Annotated in this window: 14 protein-coding genes; 10 read left to right on the top strand and 4 right to left on the bottom strand. The window is 43.4% G+C overall.

The genetic code is table 11. The features are described from left to right. The first annotated feature begins 4 nt into the window (after nucleotides 1–4). Nucleotides 5–1,945 carry a beta-propeller domain-containing protein gene (locus NKF87_RS13540; protein WP_253583710.1) on the top strand — a complete coding sequence of 647 codons (1,941 nt, stop codon included), beginning with the start codon at nucleotides 5–7 and terminating at the stop codon, nucleotides 1,943–1,945. A 643-nt stretch (nucleotides 1,946–2,588) separates the two neighbouring features. Here NKF87_RS13540 and NKF87_RS13535 read toward each other — a convergent pair. After that, nucleotides 2,589–3,155, bottom strand: a complete 567-nt coding sequence (locus NKF87_RS13535; RefSeq protein ID WP_117597645.1) for a biotin transporter BioY — start codon at nucleotides 3,153–3,155, stop codon at nucleotides 2,589–2,591. 1,305 nt (nucleotides 3,156–4,460) lie between these two features. Here NKF87_RS13535 and NKF87_RS13530 point away from each other — a divergent pair. Both NKF87_RS13530 and glgB read left to right on the top strand, forming a co-directional pair. Further along, nucleotides 4,461–7,559, top strand: coding sequence for a hypothetical protein (locus NKF87_RS13530; protein WP_117597677.1), 3,099 nt, complete (start codon nucleotides 4,461–4,463; stop codon nucleotides 7,557–7,559). Nucleotides 7,560–7,714: 155 nt separating this feature from the next. Further along, on the top strand, nucleotides 7,715–9,625 hold the full coding sequence (gene glgB / locus NKF87_RS13525) for a 1,4-alpha-glucan branching protein GlgB (protein ID WP_117597644.1): 1,911 nt from the start codon (nucleotides 7,715–7,717) through the stop codon (nucleotides 9,623–9,625). 112 nt (nucleotides 9,626–9,737) lie between these two features. On the opposite strand, the gene NKF87_RS13520 is transcribed toward glgB, so the two are convergent. The 3 genes from NKF87_RS13520 to trmB all read right to left on the bottom strand — a co-directional run bounded on the left by NKF87_RS13520 (nucleotide 9,738) and on the right by trmB (nucleotide 12,359). Continuing rightward, nucleotides 9,738–11,057: a DUF1002 domain-containing protein gene (locus NKF87_RS13520; RefSeq protein WP_117597643.1), complete on the bottom strand. Its 1,320-nt coding sequence runs from the start codon at nucleotides 11,055–11,057 to the stop codon at nucleotides 9,738–9,740. 112 nt (nucleotides 11,058–11,169) lie between these two features. After that, on the bottom strand, nucleotides 11,170–11,577 hold the full coding sequence (locus NKF87_RS13515) for a thioredoxin family protein (RefSeq protein ID WP_117597642.1): 408 nt from the start codon (nucleotides 11,575–11,577) through the stop codon (nucleotides 11,170–11,172). Between the two features lie 122 nt (nucleotides 11,578–11,699). Then, nucleotides 11,700–12,359 carry a tRNA (guanosine(46)-N7)-methyltransferase TrmB gene (trmB, locus tag NKF87_RS13510; protein ID WP_117597641.1) on the bottom strand — a complete coding sequence of 220 codons (660 nt, stop codon included), beginning with the start codon at nucleotides 12,357–12,359 and terminating at the stop codon, nucleotides 11,700–11,702. A 223-nt stretch (nucleotides 12,360–12,582) separates the two neighbouring features. On the opposite strand from trmB, the gene NKF87_RS13505 reads away from it, so the two are divergent. The 7 genes from NKF87_RS13505 to NKF87_RS13475 are packed head-to-tail and all read left to right on the top strand — an operon-like array spanning nucleotide 12,583 to nucleotide 19,038. Next, on the top strand, nucleotides 12,583–12,894 hold the full coding sequence (locus NKF87_RS13505; protein ID WP_117597640.1) for a hypothetical protein: 312 nt from the start codon (nucleotides 12,583–12,585) through the stop codon (nucleotides 12,892–12,894). 3 nt (nucleotides 12,895–12,897) lie between these two features. Beyond that, nucleotides 12,898–13,947 carry a V0D/AC39 family V-type ATPase subunit gene (locus NKF87_RS13500; RefSeq protein ID WP_117597639.1) on the top strand — a complete coding sequence of 350 codons (1,050 nt, stop codon included), beginning with the start codon at nucleotides 12,898–12,900 and terminating at the stop codon, nucleotides 13,945–13,947. Next, complete coding sequence (locus NKF87_RS13495) at nucleotides 13,944–15,884, top strand: V-type ATP synthase subunit I (RefSeq protein WP_117597638.1); 1,941 nt, start codon at nucleotides 13,944–13,946, stop codon at nucleotides 15,882–15,884. Before NKF87_RS13500 ends, NKF87_RS13495 begins: the two co-directional genes overlap by 4 nt. Nucleotides 15,885–15,920: 36 nt before the next feature. Continuing rightward, entirely contained in the window at nucleotides 15,921–16,355 is a 435-nt protein-coding gene (locus tag NKF87_RS13490) for an ATP synthase subunit C (protein WP_055284325.1), read from the top strand. Between the two features lies 1 nt (nucleotide 16,356). After that, nucleotides 16,357–16,665: a V-type ATP synthase subunit F gene (locus NKF87_RS13485; protein WP_022415202.1), complete on the top strand. Its 309-nt coding sequence runs from the start codon at nucleotides 16,357–16,359 to the stop codon at nucleotides 16,663–16,665. A 20-nt stretch (nucleotides 16,666–16,685) separates the two neighbouring features. Beyond that, nucleotides 16,686–17,273, top strand: a complete 588-nt coding sequence (locus tag NKF87_RS13480; RefSeq protein ID WP_117597637.1) for a V-type ATP synthase subunit E — start codon at nucleotides 16,686–16,688, stop codon at nucleotides 17,271–17,273. Continuing rightward, nucleotides 17,266–19,038 carry a V-type ATP synthase subunit A gene (locus tag NKF87_RS13475; RefSeq protein ID WP_253583708.1) on the top strand — a complete coding sequence of 591 codons (1,773 nt, stop codon included), beginning with the start codon at nucleotides 17,266–17,268 and terminating at the stop codon, nucleotides 19,036–19,038. Before NKF87_RS13480 ends, NKF87_RS13475 begins: the two co-directional genes overlap by 8 nt. Nucleotides 19,039–19,053 lie beyond the last annotated feature (15 nt).

Genomic DNA, 19,053 nt, shown 5'->3' with positions numbered 1-19,053 from the left:
GTGTATGCGGCGTGAGAATGAACAGGAAAAAAAGCAGAACGGATACTGCGAACAGGATATGGTGGATCAGATTGCACGATTGTCAGAAAACACAGAGGTACCGGACAGTCTGAGACCGGAAAATATAGATCGGTTACTAAAAGGGAAAAAGCAGAAGAAACATTTTCATTCATACCGGATCGGACTTGCAGCAGCCTGTGTAGCAGTTGTGACGGGAATCATAGTGTGGCAGTATGGAAGCCTGCATCATGGAATGACAGACTCTAAAAGGGTGTCAGCAGATAATGCAGAAAGGAAGATCAGCGGCAGCAGGAAGATCAGGATAGCCGAAAGTTATGATGAAATCTATAAATATATCAAACAGTCGCAAGGTAACGAAGGAATTGCAATGTATGCAAGAAGTGGAAATGAGACATCGGCAGCAGCGGATGCAGGCAGTGGGAATGAGACATCAGCGGCAGCAATGGACGCAGATGGCGGATATTCGCAGACCAATGTCCGGCAGTCCGGTGTAGATGAAGGAGATATTGCAAAAACAGATGGAACGTATCTGTATGTACGGGAAGATAATGGCCGGACGATCGACATCATAGATGCCGGGAAAGGGCAGTTGGAAAAATACAATGAGATCACTTTGGAAAAAGAATATACGATCCAGGAATTTTATATAGATACAGACCGGAAGAAACTGGTGGCGGTATGTCAGAAAGAATGTACAGATGCAGATAATAAAAAGCAGGTCGGTACAGCTGTCCGGCAACAGACAAAAACTGCGGCAGTCACCTATGACATCAGTGATATCAAAAAGCCGGTAAAAGAAGGTGAAGTAACACAGAGCGGTACTTACAATTCATCGCGCATGGCAGACGGATACCTGTATCTGTTCAGTGAGTATTATACAGGAAGTAATGTGGTTAAAGATAAACCGGTCACCTATGTACCGATGGTGAATGACAAAGCAATGAGCCAAAGCAGTATCTGCCTGCCTCCGGAAAACTGTGGAATGATGTACGAAGTGATCAGTTCCGTGGATATCAGTAAACCGGATGAAACGGCAGATCATAAAGCGATCCTATCTGAAGGCGGTCAGATGTATGTCAGCAAAAAAAATATTTACTATTATGAATCAGGGTGGCAGCAGGATAATCAGACTGTGACAACACTTAGAAAAATTTCTTATAATAAGGGGAAATTAAAGGCAGCAGCACAGGGAAAAGTAAAAGGTTATCTGAATGATACCTTTTCGCTGGATGAATACAAGGGCAATTTAAGATTATTCACGACAAATAATGACGAAAATCTGGTGACGATACTGGATAAGAAACTGGATAAGATCAGTACCATCGAAAATCTGGCAAAAGGCGAAACCATCTATTCTGCAAGGTTCATGGGCGAATCCGGATATTTTGTGACATATGAGCAGGTCGATCCGTTATTCAGTGTAGACCTGTCCGATCCGGAGAAGCCAAAGATTCTCGGTAAATTAAAGATTCCTGGATTTTCCGAATACCTGCATTTCTATGGAGAAGACAGACTGCTCGGTATCGGAATGTCAACCGATGAAGAATCCGGCGTGGCAGAAGGAGTAAAAATAACAATGTTCGATATATCTGACCGGTCAGATGTAAAAGAAGAATCTACACTTGTGCTGGATGATCTGTACGGAAGCCATGCGGCATATGATTATAAATCGGTGCTTGCCGATCCGGAGAAAAACGTAATCGGATTATCCGGTTACAGCCAGAATGGGGAAAGCTATTATCTGCTGACATACAACCGGACAGACAGGAAATTTGAGACAATCCTGCAAGAAGAAGTCAATGGAAATACATCTCAGGGAATCCGGGGAATCTATATAGAAGATACGCTGTATGTGATCAGCGGAAATATTATTGAAGCTTATGATATGAATACGGGTGTGAAAAGCGGAGATATCATATTATAAATTTAAATTGGGATTTAATTTATTAACGGGGAAGCGGCCTCTCAGTCCTTGAAGGAAACAATAGATAAGGCTTCTTGTTCAGGTTCCATACCATAAGAAACACTAAGAGAGTCAGAATCACCTAAAAGCAAAGGAACTACGCTCAAACTCGGCGTTCGCCTCAAACACGTTCGCTTCGTTTCTTTAACGGTGCTTCTGACTCTCTAATTGTTTCTAACGGCATTCCACATTCACAATAATCCTTATCTATTGTTTCCTTCAAGTCGTGACTGGAAGCAGATATTAATAAATGAAATGCCCGGAAGTATAACCCGGTGGAGGCCACTACGGTTACGCATTTGCCATTCTTGAGGCATTTGATACACACGGAATAAAACTTGGAAAGGCGTTCCGGTGAATGTGAAAGAGGCGTTGGTAATTCTTAAGGGGTAAAATTCTGCGTTGGGTTTTCAAAATTTGACTGTCTGAGGCGTATGCCGAGTTTCAAATTTTGAAAGCCTGCTTTTAGCAGAATTTTGCCCCTTTAGAATTGACCCGCCGATGGAACCTGAACAGGAACACCTTTCCAAGCTTTATTCCGGTTCGGGTATCCATAGCCTTCCTGAATTAAATCCCAAATTAATTCCGATACTGTGTATTTTTATTACTGCAGCTGGCTCAGACGGCTGCGGAGTACAGGTCCGACGATGATCGCAATGATAATCTTCACTGCGTCACCGGCAAGATAAGGAATTACTCCGACAGAAAGTGCTGCAACGAATGACATTTTCAACTGGATCGCAAGCCACTCTGTACCGAAGATATAAGTGACTGCCATACCGATGATCATACCGACAACTGCCAGGATTCTGTTCTTTGGAAATTTATCAACGAACAGTCCGGAAATCAGTGCAAGGAAGATGAAACCAATCAGGTATCCGCCGGTAGGACCTGCAAGCTTTCCTAATCCACCGGTAAAACCGGAAAATACAGGGAGACCGACAAGACCAAGTAACAGATATACGATGTAACTGATGGTTGCATCTCTAAAACCAAGTACATAGATACTGATCATGATCACCAGGTTGGTAAGACTGATCGGTACCGGGCTGACCGGAATCGGAATCGCCATAGGAGCGAAGATACAGGTGATTGCAGTCATCAAAGCAATCAGAACCAGTTTGCGGGTGGAAAGCTTTTTCGTTGTTGTGCTATTTACTGTGTTGTTCATAGTGGTAATTGTCTGCCGTATGACATGGCAGAACTCCTTTCCTTTAGTTTTATCTCAAAATATAACAGAAGTATAAAATAAACAGGATAAAATGTCAACTGTAAAAGATAGCTGGTTAACAATTGGACATGCGCAAGCGTATGATGTTAACAAAAGCATACGATTTGAAAATGTATAGTATTGTGTAAACATTAAAATAAAGAAAGAAAAATCAGATAATTCAACTATTAAAATGAAATAACGGAAAATAAATAAAATTAATTGCAAAAAGTATTGACAAAATAAAAGTCGAATGATATTATATAATCAATCCAAAGGAAATCCAAAATAAACAAAAAAGAATTCCTGACGAGAAAGGGAATCTTGAAAATTGAATATCACATATTTTATAAGATGTATTTTTATTATAAATTCTCAATTCGTTTAAGAATCGAAAAATACAGGATATAGATATGAAATATCTGGTAAGGCATCGGATATCAAATATCGTAAAGTATATTGTAGAGAAAGAGAATGGATGAATAACGATTATAGAATGGTATCAAGGGGATATGGATCATAATCGTAGAAGAGATGAGATAATAAATTCTAGCTTATATCTTAAGTGATAAAAGAAAAGTTTATCAAGGATGAAGAATATTTCATATGTCGGTGAGATATCGTTGATTGGAAATTTATGAAAAGGAGGCTTAATCCAATGGACACAGTAGAATCATCGAATCAATATGTTAGTGGTATGGCAGGTAGAAGTTCCCAGAGAATAAGCCTTTATTATAATAGATAAAAGGCCGGTAGAGGAGATTCGGAAGAATAGAACAGACGGAGAAAATATACACCGGACGATAAAAAGAACTGCAGACATATTGAACAGAATACCACATATTTAAAGATATTATTAATATGTGTAAAGAAACATGAATAGTAGATTTGAATGAATGTGCAAAGAAGATGAGTAAAAGATCATCGGAAAGCATACAAAGGCGACAGGGAATAAAAATTAAAAATCATTCTCCGATATAAAAATTAAATATGATAAAATTGAATATGTAACAGCCATCATAGGAAAGAATATGATGGCTGTTTTTTACGTTGATATCAGAGAGCAGCCGGCAGATATTTTACAGGGATAAAAAAATTGTAATTTTTGTAATATTTTTTTAACATATTTGGCGGGATATTTTGACAATAAACAGGTCATATGATAAACTTATATAAGTAAAATTGTAGGGAAATACGCTTTTTTAAAATAAACATTTGAGGTGAGAAATATTGGATAAATATGAATATAGGGTGAAGACCGAGCAAATGCTTGATCATCTGGAAAAGAAGGAGTACCAGCAGGCAAAGGAAATTGCTGATGGTATAGACTGGCGAAGAGTAAAGAATGCGTCAATGCTCAATACAGTCAGTGAGATTTATGAATATAACGGTGAGTTTAAGAAGGGGAGAGATATACTGTTCCTGGCATTTGACAGAGCACCGGGAAGCAGAAAAATTGTATATCGTTTAGGCACACTGGCATTGAAGATCAAAGATATCAGAGAAGCAACGGATTGTTATGAAGAATTCGTAAAGCTGGCACCAAAAGATCCGAATCAGTATATTTTAAAATATAAGATTCTGAGAACACAGGGGGCATCGCTGACAGATCAGATTACAGCACTGGAAGAATTTAAAAAAGCGGAATATATTGAAAAGTGGGCATATGAACTTGCCAAATTGTATGATGAAGCCGGAATGACAGCAGAATGTCTGGAAGAATGTGATGATCTGATCTTGTGGTTCAGTGAAGGAAAATATGTATACCTTGCAATGGAACTGAAGATGAAGTATAAGCCACTGACACCACTTCAGCAGGAAAAATATGACAGCCGTCCGGGAGCGGTTAAGAAGAAACCGGAACCGGAGAAACAACCGGAATCAACACTGGAAGAAGTGGATGACGAGAATGAATATAATGAAAGTACAGAAGAGACTGTTGACGTACAAGAAGAGCCGGTCAGAGAGCCAGTGACAGAAAGAGTTGATGAATCTGAAGTTCAGGAAATTCCTCCGCAGGAAGTACCGATGCAGGAAACTGTTGTACAGGAAGAGATTCCACAGGAAGTACCAATGCAGGAAACTGTTGTACAAGAAGAGATTCCGCAGGAAGAAATTGTAGAAGAAGCTGCAGAAGAAGTCGTGGAAGAAGAACCGGTATATACTGAACCGGAAGAGGCTGCGGAAGAACATGGATCAACGATCAAACAGGTTGTGACGGGAGCTACTTTGGAGGAAGCTTTAGCGCAGGGCATGGCGGTTGCCAATGGCATTACAATTGAAGAAGAAGCAATGAAAGAGCGTGAAGATGAGATTCTGGCGAATGGTCAGATGATGATCGATGATATTCTTCAGAAATGGGAAGAAAAACAGAAAGACCACGAAGCAGCAATCGAGAAGCAGAAAGCAAAAGATGAAGAGCGTCTTCAGAAAGAAAGAGAACAGGCTCGTATCCGCCAGGAAGAAGAACGCAGAGAAGTTGAGAGAAAAGCGGCAGAAGCTGAGGCAAGAAGAAAAGCCGAGGAAGAAGCAGCAAGAAAGGCAGCCGAAGAAGAAGCAAGAAGAAAAGCTGAGGAAGAAGAAGCAAGAAGAAAAGCCGAGGAAGAAGCAGCAAGAAAAGCGGCCGAAGAAGAGGCAAGAAGAAAAGCCGAGGAAGAAGCAGCAAGAAAAGCGGCCGAAGAAGAGGCAAGAAGAAAGGCCGAGGAAGAAGCAGCAAGAAAGGCGGCCGAAGAAGAGGCAAGAAGAAAGGCCGAGGAAGAAGCAGCAAGAAAGGCGGCCGAGGAAGAGGCAGAACCGATAAGCAAGACACAGAGAATTCCGGATGATATTGTACGTCTGATGGAAGAAATGGGAAATGAAGAGTCGGAAGAAGAACTCTATGAAGAGGATTTTGAAGATGGTTCGGAAACGGAAGAAGACTTCATTGAAGGAATCGAAGAAGAACTTAGCGGAATCGATATGAGTGGAAGCAGTTTTGAAGAAGCCGATTTCGGTGATGAAGATTTTGAAGAAGCTGATTTCGAAGAGGAAGACTTTGAGGATGAAGACTTCGAAGAAGAGGACGAAGAAGAAGCTGATTTCGAAGAGGAAGACTTTGAGGATGAAGACTTTGAAGATGAGGACTTTGAAGAAGCTGATTTTGAAGAGGAAGACTTTGAGGATGAAGACTTTGAAGAAGCTGATTTCGAAGAAGAAGACTTCGAAGAAGAGGACGAAGAAGAAGCTGATTTCGAAGAAGAAGACTTTGAGGATGAAGACTTTGAAGAAGCTGATTTTGAAGAGGAAGACTTTGAGGATGAAGACTTTGAAGAAGCCGATTTTGAAGAAGAAGACTTCGATGCTGATTTTGCGGATGTAGAGGACGAAGAAGAAGACTTCGACGATGATTTTGCAGATGTAGACGAAGAAGAGACAGATTTTGATGACGAAGACTTAGAGATTGAAGACGACGAAGAAGCGGATGAAGAGTTAGAAATCGAAGAGCCATCAGAGGAAGAGATTCAAGCAAGAATCAAGAAATCTAAAGGCGGTGTTCCGTTCGATACAGGATTTGTTGTAACCGGAAGATATGATCTGAGTGCTACGAGTGAGATCGGTCTGAAAGCCGGACTTACAGAAGAACAGAAGAAGCTGTTCTCATATTTTGTACCGGTGAGAGGAATGAGCGAACAGATCGTTGAAGTGCTTGATAACGACAGAAGGGCACAGAGAGAAGGAACATCCAAGACAGGAAACCTTCTTGTGATTGGTAGAAAAGGATCTGGTAAGACAGTCCTTGCGGTTGATATTGTAAAAGCAATTCAGAAACAGAGAAGTCTGAAACAGGGTAAAGTAGCAATCGTTACAGGTGAATCTCTTAATAAGAAAGAGCTTACGAATATTATTCAGAAGCTGCGCGGCGGAGCGATCATCATCGAGCATGCAGGAAAATTGAATGCGAGAACTGTAAAAGAGTTAAATTATCTGATGGAGAAGAAGACAGGAGAATTGCTCTTTGTACTGGAAGATCAGAGAAAACCTTTGGAGCGTCTGATGACAGCAAACCCGGAATTCAAGAAGAAGTTCAGTTCTAAGCTGGAGCTTCCGGTATTCATCAATGATGAGCTGGTAACATTTGGTCAGACATATGCGAAAGAGAATGGATACAAATTGGATGAGATGGGAATCCTTGCACTGTACAGCCGTATCGATGTAATGCAGAGAGAAGATCATGCAGTATCAGTTGCTGAAGTAAAAGAGATCATGGATGAAGCAATCTCACATTCACAGAAAGCAAATGTAAAACATCTTGCACGAAGAGTATTCGGCAAGGGAACCGACGATTCTGACAGAATTATTCTGAAAGAAGAAGACTTTAGAATTTAACAAAAACGAATACCTGTAAGAGGCTGTCGAGAACAGGATTTACAGGTCGGATTTTGAAAGAGTTTTGACAAACTAAACGGTCAAAGCTCTTTCTTTTTGCCTGTTTGTAAAGTATAATGTTCTTATAAATATGCAGCAGAATGCGAGGGGTAATTATGGCTGAAAAAAAGAAAAAACCATATGAAATAGGTGAATTGGATCAATACCTTTTCGGACAGGGCAATCATTATGAGATTTATGAGAAGCTGGGCGCACATCTGGTACAGAACGGAAAACAAAAAGGTGTGTATTTTGCAGTGTGGGCACCGCATGCGCAGGCGGTATCGGTAGTCGGAGAGTTCAATGAATGGGACACAGAGGCAAATCCGATGAAGAGGGAAGAGCCGCTCGGGATCTATACCTGTTTTATACCAGGTGTGAAGAAGGATCAGATGTATAAATATTGTATCGAGACTTATTCGGGAGAACAGATATTTAAGGCAGATCCATATGCCAATTATGCGGAGTTAAGACCGGGAACAGCATCCAGGGTCGCAGATATTGAGAATATCAAATGGACAGATACAGAGTGGATGACACGTAGAAAGACCTGGAATCATAAGCACGAGCCAATGTCTGTCTATGAGGCACACATTGGTTCCTGGATGCGTCATCCGGGAAGGGAAGATGAAGGATTCTATACATATAGAGAATTTGCCAGGGCAATTACCAAATACATAAAAGAAATGGGTTACACACATGTGGAACTGATGGGAATTGCCGAGCATCCGTTTGACGGATCCTGGGGATATCAGGTGACCGGATACTATGCACCGACATCCAGATATGGGTCGCCGGAAGATTTTGCATGGATGATCAATTATCTGCATAGAAATAAAATCGGTATCATTCTCGACTGGGTACCGGCACATTTCCCGAAGGATGCACACGGACTGGCAGATTTTGACGGAACACCGACGTACGAATATGCAGATCCAAGATTGGGAGAACATCCGGACTGGGGAACGAAAGTATTTGATTTTGGAAAGAATGAAGTAAGGAACTTCCTGATTTCAAATGCGTTATTCTGGGTTGAGAAGTTCCATATAGACGGATTGCGTGTGGATGCGGTTGCTTCGATGCTGTATCTGGATTACGGACGGAAGGACGGAGAATGGGTTGCAAACAAATATGGCGAGAATAAGAATTTGGAGGCAATCGATTTCTTCAGACATCTGAATTCTGTTGTACTTGGAAGAAACCCGGGAGCACTTATGATCGCAGAGGAATCTACGGCATGGCCGCAGGTTACCGGAGATGTAGAAGAAGGTGGACTGGGATTCAGTCTGAAGTGGAATATGGGATGGATGCATGACTTCACAGAATATATGAAACTGGATCCATATTTCCGAAAGGATAACCATCATCTGATGACATTTGCCATGAGTTATGCATACAGTGAGAATTATATTCTGGTATTGTCGCATGATGAGGTGGTACATCTCAAGTGTTCGATGCTGAATAAGATGCCGGGACTTGGATTTGATAAATATGCGAATCTGAAAGCTGGATATGCATTTATGATGGGACACGCAGGAAAGAAACTTCTGTTTATGGGACAGGAATTTGCACAGCTTCGTGAATGGAGTGAAGAACGGGAACTGGACTGGTTCCTGCTGGCCGAACCGGAACATCAGCAGATGAAGATGTGGGTAAAAGACCTCTTACACCTGTATAAGAGGCATAAGGCAATGTACGAGATGGATCAGAGCTGGGAAGGATTCGAATGGATCAATGCGGATGACGGATACAGAAGTATCTACAGCTTTATGAGACATTCGAAAGGTGCAAAGAAGAATCTGTTGTTCGTCTGCAACTTTACGCCAATGGCAAGAGATGATTACAGAGTCGGAGTGCCGAGAAAGAAACAGTATAAACTGATCCTGAACAGTGATGAGGAGAAATACGGCGGAACCGGAGCAGATCGTAAGAAGATATACAAAGCGGAGAAGAAAGAATGTGATGGAAGACCGTATTCATTCGCATACAAATTGCCGCCTTACGGAGTTGCTGTATTCGAGTTTTAATTATATGAAGTCAGTGGCAAAAAACTTTGATGCCTGCGGATAAAAATGCCGGGAAGTGTTGAAACTTCCCGGCATTTTTCGTTTTACTATACATCTTTATTAATGACTGTATTTAGTTGGAAGAACTGTCGCCTGAGGAATCAGAAGTATCGGAACCAGAGGCATCGGATTCACTGCTGTTTTGTGTGTTGCTCTGGTTATCAGACTGGTTATCTGTACTGTCATTCAATGAAGAATCATCAGCAGAGTTGTCTGTTGTGCTGTCATCTGAAGAATCAGCATCGTTGTTCAGAGAATCGTTCTGTGTGTCGCCAGACGGCTCATCAGTGTTATCAGAGTTATCTTCTGTAATGGCATCATCGTTACTCTTGTCTGTGTCGTCTTTCTTAGAATTGCTTCCACCGAACAGATCTTTGAAGAAATTCTTGATCTTGCCCCAGAACCCGCTGTCATCACTGTTGTCATCCGAAGTATCATCCGAAGCGGCATCTGAACTGTCTGTGCTGTTGGAAGAATTGTCGGAAGAATCCAGTGTACTGTTAGTTACGACATCATCACCGAGTGCGCTGTCATCCGTGCCGTTAATGATTCCGCCATCGGAACTGTCATCGCCGCCGAAGATACCTTTGATAGAACTCCAGAGGTTGGAGAAGAATCCGCCACTCTTTCCGTCAATGTTATCTAATGTATTCTTCAGAGCTTTGACATCATAGTCATACTGGGAAATGTTTTTCATCAGATCGGAGATCTTGTCGATCTGTTCCTGTGTCAGCGTGACGTTGTTATCCTTGGCAGCGTTTTCAACTGCATTCTGAATGTCATCTGCATCCGTTAATCCGCCCTCGATCACATCTTTTTTTACATCGTTCATGACATTTTCCGCTTTGTCCTGGCCGATGTTATTGGCCAGGTCTCCTGTGGTGACAAGTTCATCGGTTGCAGCTGCTTTCTGATCGTCATTCAGAGTTGTTCCGGTGGCTTTCTCATAAGCCATCATGATACCTGTCAGTGCACCGGTTCCGGATACTTCGATCGGAGAAGCGGCAACGACATTACAGTTTTCAACACCGGATGTCAGAAGCGTACTGGAGATCATAGAGCTTGTAACATAAGTTAAGTTGGAAACCTTTACCTGGATTCCGCCGCTTGTGGTCGGTTCTACATAAGAACAGCTGTAGGTACGGGTACCGATTTGTTCGTCGGGAGCGACTCCTTCCAGATATTTTCTTTCGTCTGCATTGGTAACTTCGATGACTTCTGCTTTGTCAGATGAAGTTCCGAAATACTCATACATAGAATTCTTCTGTGAATCAGTCAGATTGGCGCCAAGTGTTACAACTTTGGATGAATCTGCTCTTACAACCAGTGGTGCCGCAGTAGATCCAAGTACGATTGCCATGGCAACTGGTAATGCTCTTTTAAATTTTTTCATAATGCGTGGTGTGTTCACCATGCCCCCTTTTTATTAAATATTTTTATCCCTGTTACTTTTTTAATATAACATAAAACAATGTGTTTTCCTAGAAAATATAAATTAACTATTTCTAAAGATTTTCTGTAGATTGCGTCCGCATCTGCACAGTCAACAACTTCTGCAGGCGTGAGTCCAGCTCCTTTTGCGGTATCATTCCCTGCATGGTGGCAATCAGTTCTCGGTCTTTGAAAATGAGAAATGACGGAAGAAGAGCGGTCTGATATTGCGCAGCAAGAAGTGCGGATTCAGAGGTCTCTACTTCAAAAAAGCAGATGCTGCCGAAATATTTCTTCTGATATTTCTTTTCCAGATCTTCTATGACAGGGCGCATCATTGCACATTTTCCACACCAGACAGCGTAGAACATGACTACAGCCAGTGTGGGATGCTCCGATCCAGCCTTTGTCGGTGTATCGGAAGAAAACTGCCAGTGGTTCATCCGGCAGATATCAAAGTTCTGTGTCGTCAGATGTAACATAAGCTTCCACCCTTTCCCATAAGAAACAGGAGCATAAGATATGCTTTCTATTAATATATGAAAGGAAAGGGAAGAAGTGCAGGCAGACAGGATCGGTATATAAGTTCGGATATTGCAGCATGTTATCTGCGCTTTGCGATCAGTTTACAGATCGGATTGCCCATAGAAGAGAACTTGGCTTCATATTCAGTCATAATATTGCCCTGATTCATCGTACTGTCGTTATGAAGATCATAGGATAGCTGATCCAGAACGAAAAGTTCGGAAGTTTCGAGTTCTTCTACTGAAAAGTCAAAGAGCGGCCGGTTGTCGGTCTTGAATTCTACCGTTCCATCTGCGGTCAGGACTTGGTCATAAAGCTTGAAGAATTCATTGGAAGTCAGTCTTCTTCTTGCATGGCGGGCTTTCGGCCACGGATCGGAGAAGTTCAGGTAGATACGTGATACTTCTGCCGGGGCGAATACGGTTGGCAGGTCATTTGCATCCATACAGATGAACCGGATGTTGGCAGGAGCTTTCCCCTCCGCTTCCAGTTCCTGGAATTTCTCAACGGCACGCAGCAGAACGCTGGAATAACGCTCAATGCCGATGTAGTTAATTTGTGGGTTTTTGGCTGCCAGGGTCAGAAGAAACTGACCTTTTCCCATGCCGATCTCGATATGCAGGGGCTGCTCTTTTTTAAACGTCTGGTTCCAGTTTCCGCGTAAGCTTTCCGGATCTTTCACAACTTCTTTGCAGGCTTCGAGAACGCTCTCTGCACGTGGTATATTTCTAAGACGCATACGTGTATTCCTCCTTATAATCACTGGATTTGCAAATCGTTCTTAGTTTATCGTCTGTGCAGGAAAAAGTCAATGGAAGCAGAAATTGTCAGAAGAATTGAGAAGAAATAATACAATATATACAAAATAATTGTGGCAATTTTAAAAAATAGGTGTATTATTATAACATGGATAAAAAAATAACAATTATTTGTTGTGAAATGTGCGAAAAGGAGGGCGGCTTATGAACTCTGTAATTGGAAAATTGGCTGAAATAGAGACGACGGCGGAGACGATCGTAGAGCATGCCAGACAGCAGAAGAGTGAAATTGAAAGACAGATACAGGAAGAAAGAGATCAATTTGACCGGGACCTGGAAGAAGAGACACAGAAAAAACTGGAGAAGATAAAAGAAAAGTCGCAGCAGGAAGTAGAGAAGGTCCTGGACCGGGAACGGAAGAAGAACCAGACTGCAATTGATGCGCTGAAGCAGGAATATGAAGAAAATCACGAGATTTATGCAGAGGAAATCGTAAGACATATGATCGAGGTGTAGTGTATGGGAAATGTGATGGCTTACAGTGGGATTACGACAAAGGTACGTGCAATGTCGGCAAAGCTTTTGGCAGCGGAGGATTATGACACAATTGCCGGACTTGGGACAGTAACGGAAGCAATTGAATATCTGAAAGACAAGACGGCATATGCACCTTATGTGAACCGGATGGACATTTCTCTGTATCACAGGGGAAATGTGGAGAAGATCCTGTATCAGTCTCTGTTCGATGATTATTCGAGACTCTTCCGTTTTGCCGGAATGAAACAGAAGACATTTTTAAAATTATACTGGAAACGTTATGAGATTGATCTGATCAATTATTGTCTGAGAATTGTGTTCAATCATTATGACAAGCCGTTTGACCTGGAATATAAGAAAGAGTTTTTTGACAGATATTCACAGATTTCCATTGACCGGTTGATAACTTCGAAAAATATTGATGAGCTTGTGGATAACTTACGGGATACGGAGTATTATGATGCACTTGCCAGAATTAAAGATTCCGGAGCGGGAACGCTTTTTGATTATGATCTGGCACTGGATCTGTATTATTTTTCCACCATGTGGAAAAAGGGAAAAAGAGTTCTGAAAGGACATGAACAGAAGATATTTTTAAAAGATTACGGGACGAAGATCGACCTTCTGAATCTACAGTGGATCTACCGTGCGAAGAAGTATTATCATATGCTTCCGCCGGACATTTATTCGATGACGATCCCGATTCATTACCGGGTTCGTGTGGAAGAGTTCAAGAGCCTGGTAGAGACTCCGACACTGGAACAGTTCGAAACCGAAGTGGGAAAAACGTACTATGCGGGAAAGTATGATTATATGCAGGCAGATAAGACACTGGAACAGATGTACCGTGATTGTCTGCGGAAATTGTACCTGACCGATAAAAGGAATGATCCGTATTCGATCGCGATCGTCAATACGTATCTGTTCCTGAAAGAAGAAGAAATCTATAAACTAACGACAGCCCTTGAGTGTATCCGTTACGGTTTGACGAAGGGAGAGACATTAGGATACTTAGGAGGTGTGAATCAATGATTGTTAAGATGAAGTTCTTAAGCATCAGCGGACCGAAGAATGACATCGACCGTGTCTGCGAGGTGTATCTGTCCAAATACGAGATGCAGCTTGAAAATGCGGCGGCGGAGCTTAAGACGACCGACAACCTGCAGCCTTTTGTGGAAGTCAATCCATACAAAGAGCCGCTTGCGAAGGCAGAGCAGTTTAACGCATTGTTATCTGATGAAGACCAGCGAATCGATGCATCGATGAACCAGGATGATATGCTGAGTCTGATCCGGGATGTCAATCATGACTATCTGGATCTTGTGGAAAAGAAAGAGTTAACGAAGAAACAGGTAGAGGAATACAAAGAAAAGCTTCTGATCATGGAGCCGTTCCGGACATTGGAACTGGATATGCAGAAATCATTAAAGTATAAATATATGAAAGTCCGGTTCGGACGGGTAGATGTGAATTATTACAAACGTCTGGAAAAATATTTGTTTGATGATTTGAATGCGGTATTTATCGAAGGCATAAGGAATGAAAATTATGTGTACGGATGTTATTTCGTATCGAATGCAGATTCCAGTAAAGTAGATTCGGTATTCAATTCTTTGCATTTTGAAAGGATTGCAATTCCGTCCGAGTACATAGGAACACCGGAGCAGGCCTGTGAAGAGCTTGAAAAGGCAATCGAAGAAAAGCAAAAAGAGATTGCAGAGATAGAAAAACAGATCAGGGAGCTGATGGCGAAGAATGCCGCAAAGCTCCGTGGTGCGAAAAGGCGTCTGGAAGAACTGTCTACAAACTTTGATGTACGTAAGTTGGCGGCAAGGATCGAAGAGGGAGATAATAAAGAAGATTATTACATCCTGTGTGGCTGGATGGGTGAAGAAGATGTGAAAAAATTCCTGGCGGAATCGAAGAACGATGATAAGGTATTCGTTGTTGTAGAAGAAGATAAGGAGAAGTTTTTCGGAGAACCGCCGACGAAGCTTAAAAATCCAAGATTCTTTAAGCCATTCGAGATGTTCATACGGATGTACGGACTTCCGGCAAATGATGAGATAGATCCGACGATGTTTGTGGCACTGACGTATACATTTATCTTCGGTGCGATGTTCGGGGATGTCGGGCAGGGCTTATGTCTGTTCGTATTCGGCGGGCTTTTGTATCTGATCAAGAAGATCAACCTGGCAGGGATCATATCCATTGCGGGACTGTTCTCGACATTTTTTGGATTCATGTTCGGAAGTATCTTCGGATTTGAAGATGTGATACAGGCACGCTGGTTAAGACCTGTGGATGCGATGACGAACCTGCCGTTTATCGGACAGCTCAATACGGTATTCGTGGTAGCTATTGCATTTGGTATGGGACTGAATATCCTGGTGATGATCTTTAACGTGATCAACGCAGTTAAGAGTCATGATCTGGAAAATATGTTATTTTCCCACAACGGAATCGCAGGGCTGGTGTTCTATGGATTCCTGGTGCTGACGATCGTGCTTTATATGACGGGACATAAGGTTCCGGGTAATATTATGATGGTAATTTTCCTGGGGGTTCCGGTGCTCTTGTTCGTATTCAAGGAACCGTTGGGCAATCTGGTGACAAAGCAGCATAAGAAGATGGAAGAGGGAAAGGTGATGTTCTTCGTGCAGGCGTTTTTCGAACTGTTCGAGACGATGCTGAGTTATTTTTCCAATACCATTTCTTATGTGCGTATCGGTGCATTTGCCGTCAGTCATGCGGCGATGATGGAGGTTGTGCTGATGTTATCGGGCGCAAGTGCGGGGCATACGAACTGGATCGTGTTCGTGCTTGGAAATGTGCTGGTGTGCGGACTGGAAGGGCTGGTCGTCGGTATCCAGGTACTGCGTCTGGAATACTATGAGATGTTCAGCCGTTTCTATAAAGGAACCGGACGGGAATTTAAGCCGTTTCACAGTCAGAGTGACAGAAAGTAATAAAATTCAAAGATATATTTACAGGAGGACAAAAATATGAGCCTGACAGTTAGAGTATTATTCGTTGTAACATTGTTGCTGAGTATTGTAATTCCATTTGGATATTTCCTGATCGGACAGAGGACGAAGAAGCGTTATAAGAGGGCTATCGGCACAAATATATTCTTTTTCTTCAGCACTGTTCTGATCGCAGGGATCATGCTTTTTGCGGGAGATCCGGTACAGGCAGCGGAAGCAGCCGGCAATACGGCGTCGAACGCAACAGGATTCGGATACCTGGCAGCAGCACTTTCAACCGGTCTTTCCTGCGTCGGCGGTGGTATCGCCGTTGCAAGTGCAGCAAGTGCGGCTCTGGGTGCAATTAGTGAAGATTCCAGTGCACTTGGTAAGTCACTGATCTTCGTAGGTCTTGCAGAAGGTGTGTGTCTGTACGGACTGATCATCTCCTTCATGATCTTGGGTAAATTGTAAGATGAAGATGTATCTGATCAGTGATAATATCGATACTCTGACAGGAATGCGTCTCGCAGGGGTAGACGGAATCGTGGTACATGAAAGAGAAGAACTCCGGTGTGCGATCGAGAATGCCATGGAGGATAAAGATGTAGGTGTGATTCTGTTGACGGAGAAATTCGGAAGAGAATTCCCGGACCTGATTGACGAGATCAAGCTGGAGCGGACAATGCCGCTTCTGATCGAGATTCCTGACAGACACGGGACCGGACGTAAGAAAGATTTTATCACATCGTATGTAAATGAAGCGATAGGGTTGAAATTATAGACAGGAAGAAGGTGGCACATTTGACAAACGAAGAAAAGATCACGCATATCCGCACGGCAGCGATGGAAGAGGCAAGAGCGGAGGCGAATGCGATCATAAAGCAGCATGAGGATGCGCTGAGAAGTGTGTTCGAGCAGCACCAGATCGAAGCCAGACGGCAGTCGGAGACGAGAGTGCGTGCGGAGAGTGTGACTGCAAAACAGCAGCTGAATATGGCGATGTCAAAGGCGCAGCTTGAATTAAAACGTGAGATGGGTAAGATACAGACAGAACTTAAGACAGAACTGTTCGAAGAAGTACAGTTAAAGCTTCTGGCATTTATGAGAACAGAAGAGTATAAAGAGGTTCTGATCCGTTATATAGAGAAAGCAGCACAGTTTGCATCCGGGATGGCGATGACGATCTATATCAATCCGTCTGATGCAGATAAGAAGACATATCTGGAGGAGCGCACGGGAATGACGCTGACGATCAGCAAAGTGGATTTCATCGGCGGTGTGCGTGCGGTTGTGCCTGAGAAGAATGTTCTGGTGGATTATGCATTCAAAGGGACATTGGAAAATGAATACCAGAAATTCCGGTTCCGGGGAGGTGTAAAGGGTGAGTAGCGGAAAGACAGAAAAGATATATGGCATCAACGGCCCGGTCATTTACCTGAAAGGGAAGACGGATTTTAAGATGTCGGAAATGGTCCATGTGGGAGAGGAAAAGCTGGTTGGCGAAGTTATTTCCCTGGATAAGGACCGGACGACGGTACAGGTGTATGAGGAGACTTCCGGGCTGCATCCGGGAGAACTTGTGGAAGGTACGGGAGCGGCAGTGTCGGTTACGCTGGCACCCGGTATCCTGAATAATATCTTTGACGGTATTGAGAGACCGCTGGAGCGGATCGCTGACAAGGGCGGGGCATTTATCACCCGTGGTGTCAGTGTGGATGCACTGGACCGCCAGAAGCTCTGGGAGACGCATATCACAGTGGCGGAAGGCGATATGGTACAGGGTGGAACGATCATTGCGGAAGTGCCGGAGACGCGGGCTATCGTGCACAAATGTATGGTTCCTCCGGGAGTGGAAGGAACTGTTATATCTGTGGTTCCGGATGGTGAATATACGATTGATGAGACGCTGGTTACGATTGAACTGCTCAGTGGAGAAAAACGAGAACTTTCGATGACACAGCACTGGCCGATCCGTGTACCGAGACCGGTGAGCCGGAGATTCCCGGCAAGTGTGCCGCTGGTAACAGGACAGCGAATTCTGGATACGATGTTCCCGATTGCAAAAGGTGGAACGGCTGCGATCCCGGGAGGATTCGGAACGGGTAAGACGATGACCCAGCATCAGATCGCAAAATGGTCGGATGCGGATATTATCATATATATTGGATGTGGCGAGCGTGGAAATGAGATGACGCAGGTTCTGGAAGAGTTTTCAGAACTGGTCGATCCGAAATCAGGAAATCCTTTGATGGACAGAACGACGCTGATCGCCAATACCTCGAACATGCCGGTGGCTGCCCGCGAGGCATCCATTTACACCGGACTTACACTGGCGGAATATTACCGTGACATGGGTTATGATGTGGCGATCATGGCGGACTCGACATCCCGATGGGCAGAGGCACTGCGCGAGCTGTCCGGACGACTGGAAGAGATGCCGGCGGAGGAAGGGTTCCCGGCATATCTGGCATCGAGACTGTCGGCATTCTATGAAAGAGCCGGCATGATGCAGACATTAAATGGTGCAACCGGATCTGTCTCTATCATCGGAGCGGTGTCTCCGCAGGGGGGAGATTTTTCCGAGCCGGTTACGCAGAATACGAAGCGTTTCGTGCGCTGCTTCTGGGGACTGGATAAATCCCTGGCGTATGCGAGACATTTCCCTGCGATCCACTGGCTGACGAGTTACAGTGAATATCTGAATGACTTAAGCGGCTGGTATTCGGATCATGTGTCGCCGAAATTTGTTGATTACCGGAACCGTCTGATGGCGATCCTGAACCAGGAGAGCAGTCTGATGGAGATTGTAAAACTGATCGGCGGGGATGTGCTTCCGGATGATCAGAAACTGATCCTGGAGATCGCAAAGGTGATCCGTCTGGGATTCCTGCAGCAGAATGCATTTCATAAGGATGATACATGCATATCGCTGGAGAAGCAGTTCAAGATGATGGACGTGATCCTGTATCTGTATAAGACCAGCAGGAAACTGGTGGCAATGGGAATGCCGATGTCGGTACTGAAGGCGGAAGGTATATTTGAAAAGGTCATTGCGATCAAGTATGATGTGCCGAATGACAACCTGCAGTTACTGGATCTGTATAAATTAGACATTGATGACTTCTATAACCGCGTCATCGAGAAGAATGCGTAAAGGGAGGGACGTAAG

Source organism: Dorea longicatena (assembly GCF_024168045.1).
In the GTDB taxonomy this organism is placed as follows: domain Bacteria; phylum Bacillota; class Clostridia; order Lachnospirales; family Lachnospiraceae; genus Dorea_A.
The sequence above is the reverse complement of the archived record's forward strand: the minus strand, read 5'-3'. Positions and strand labels throughout refer to the sequence as shown.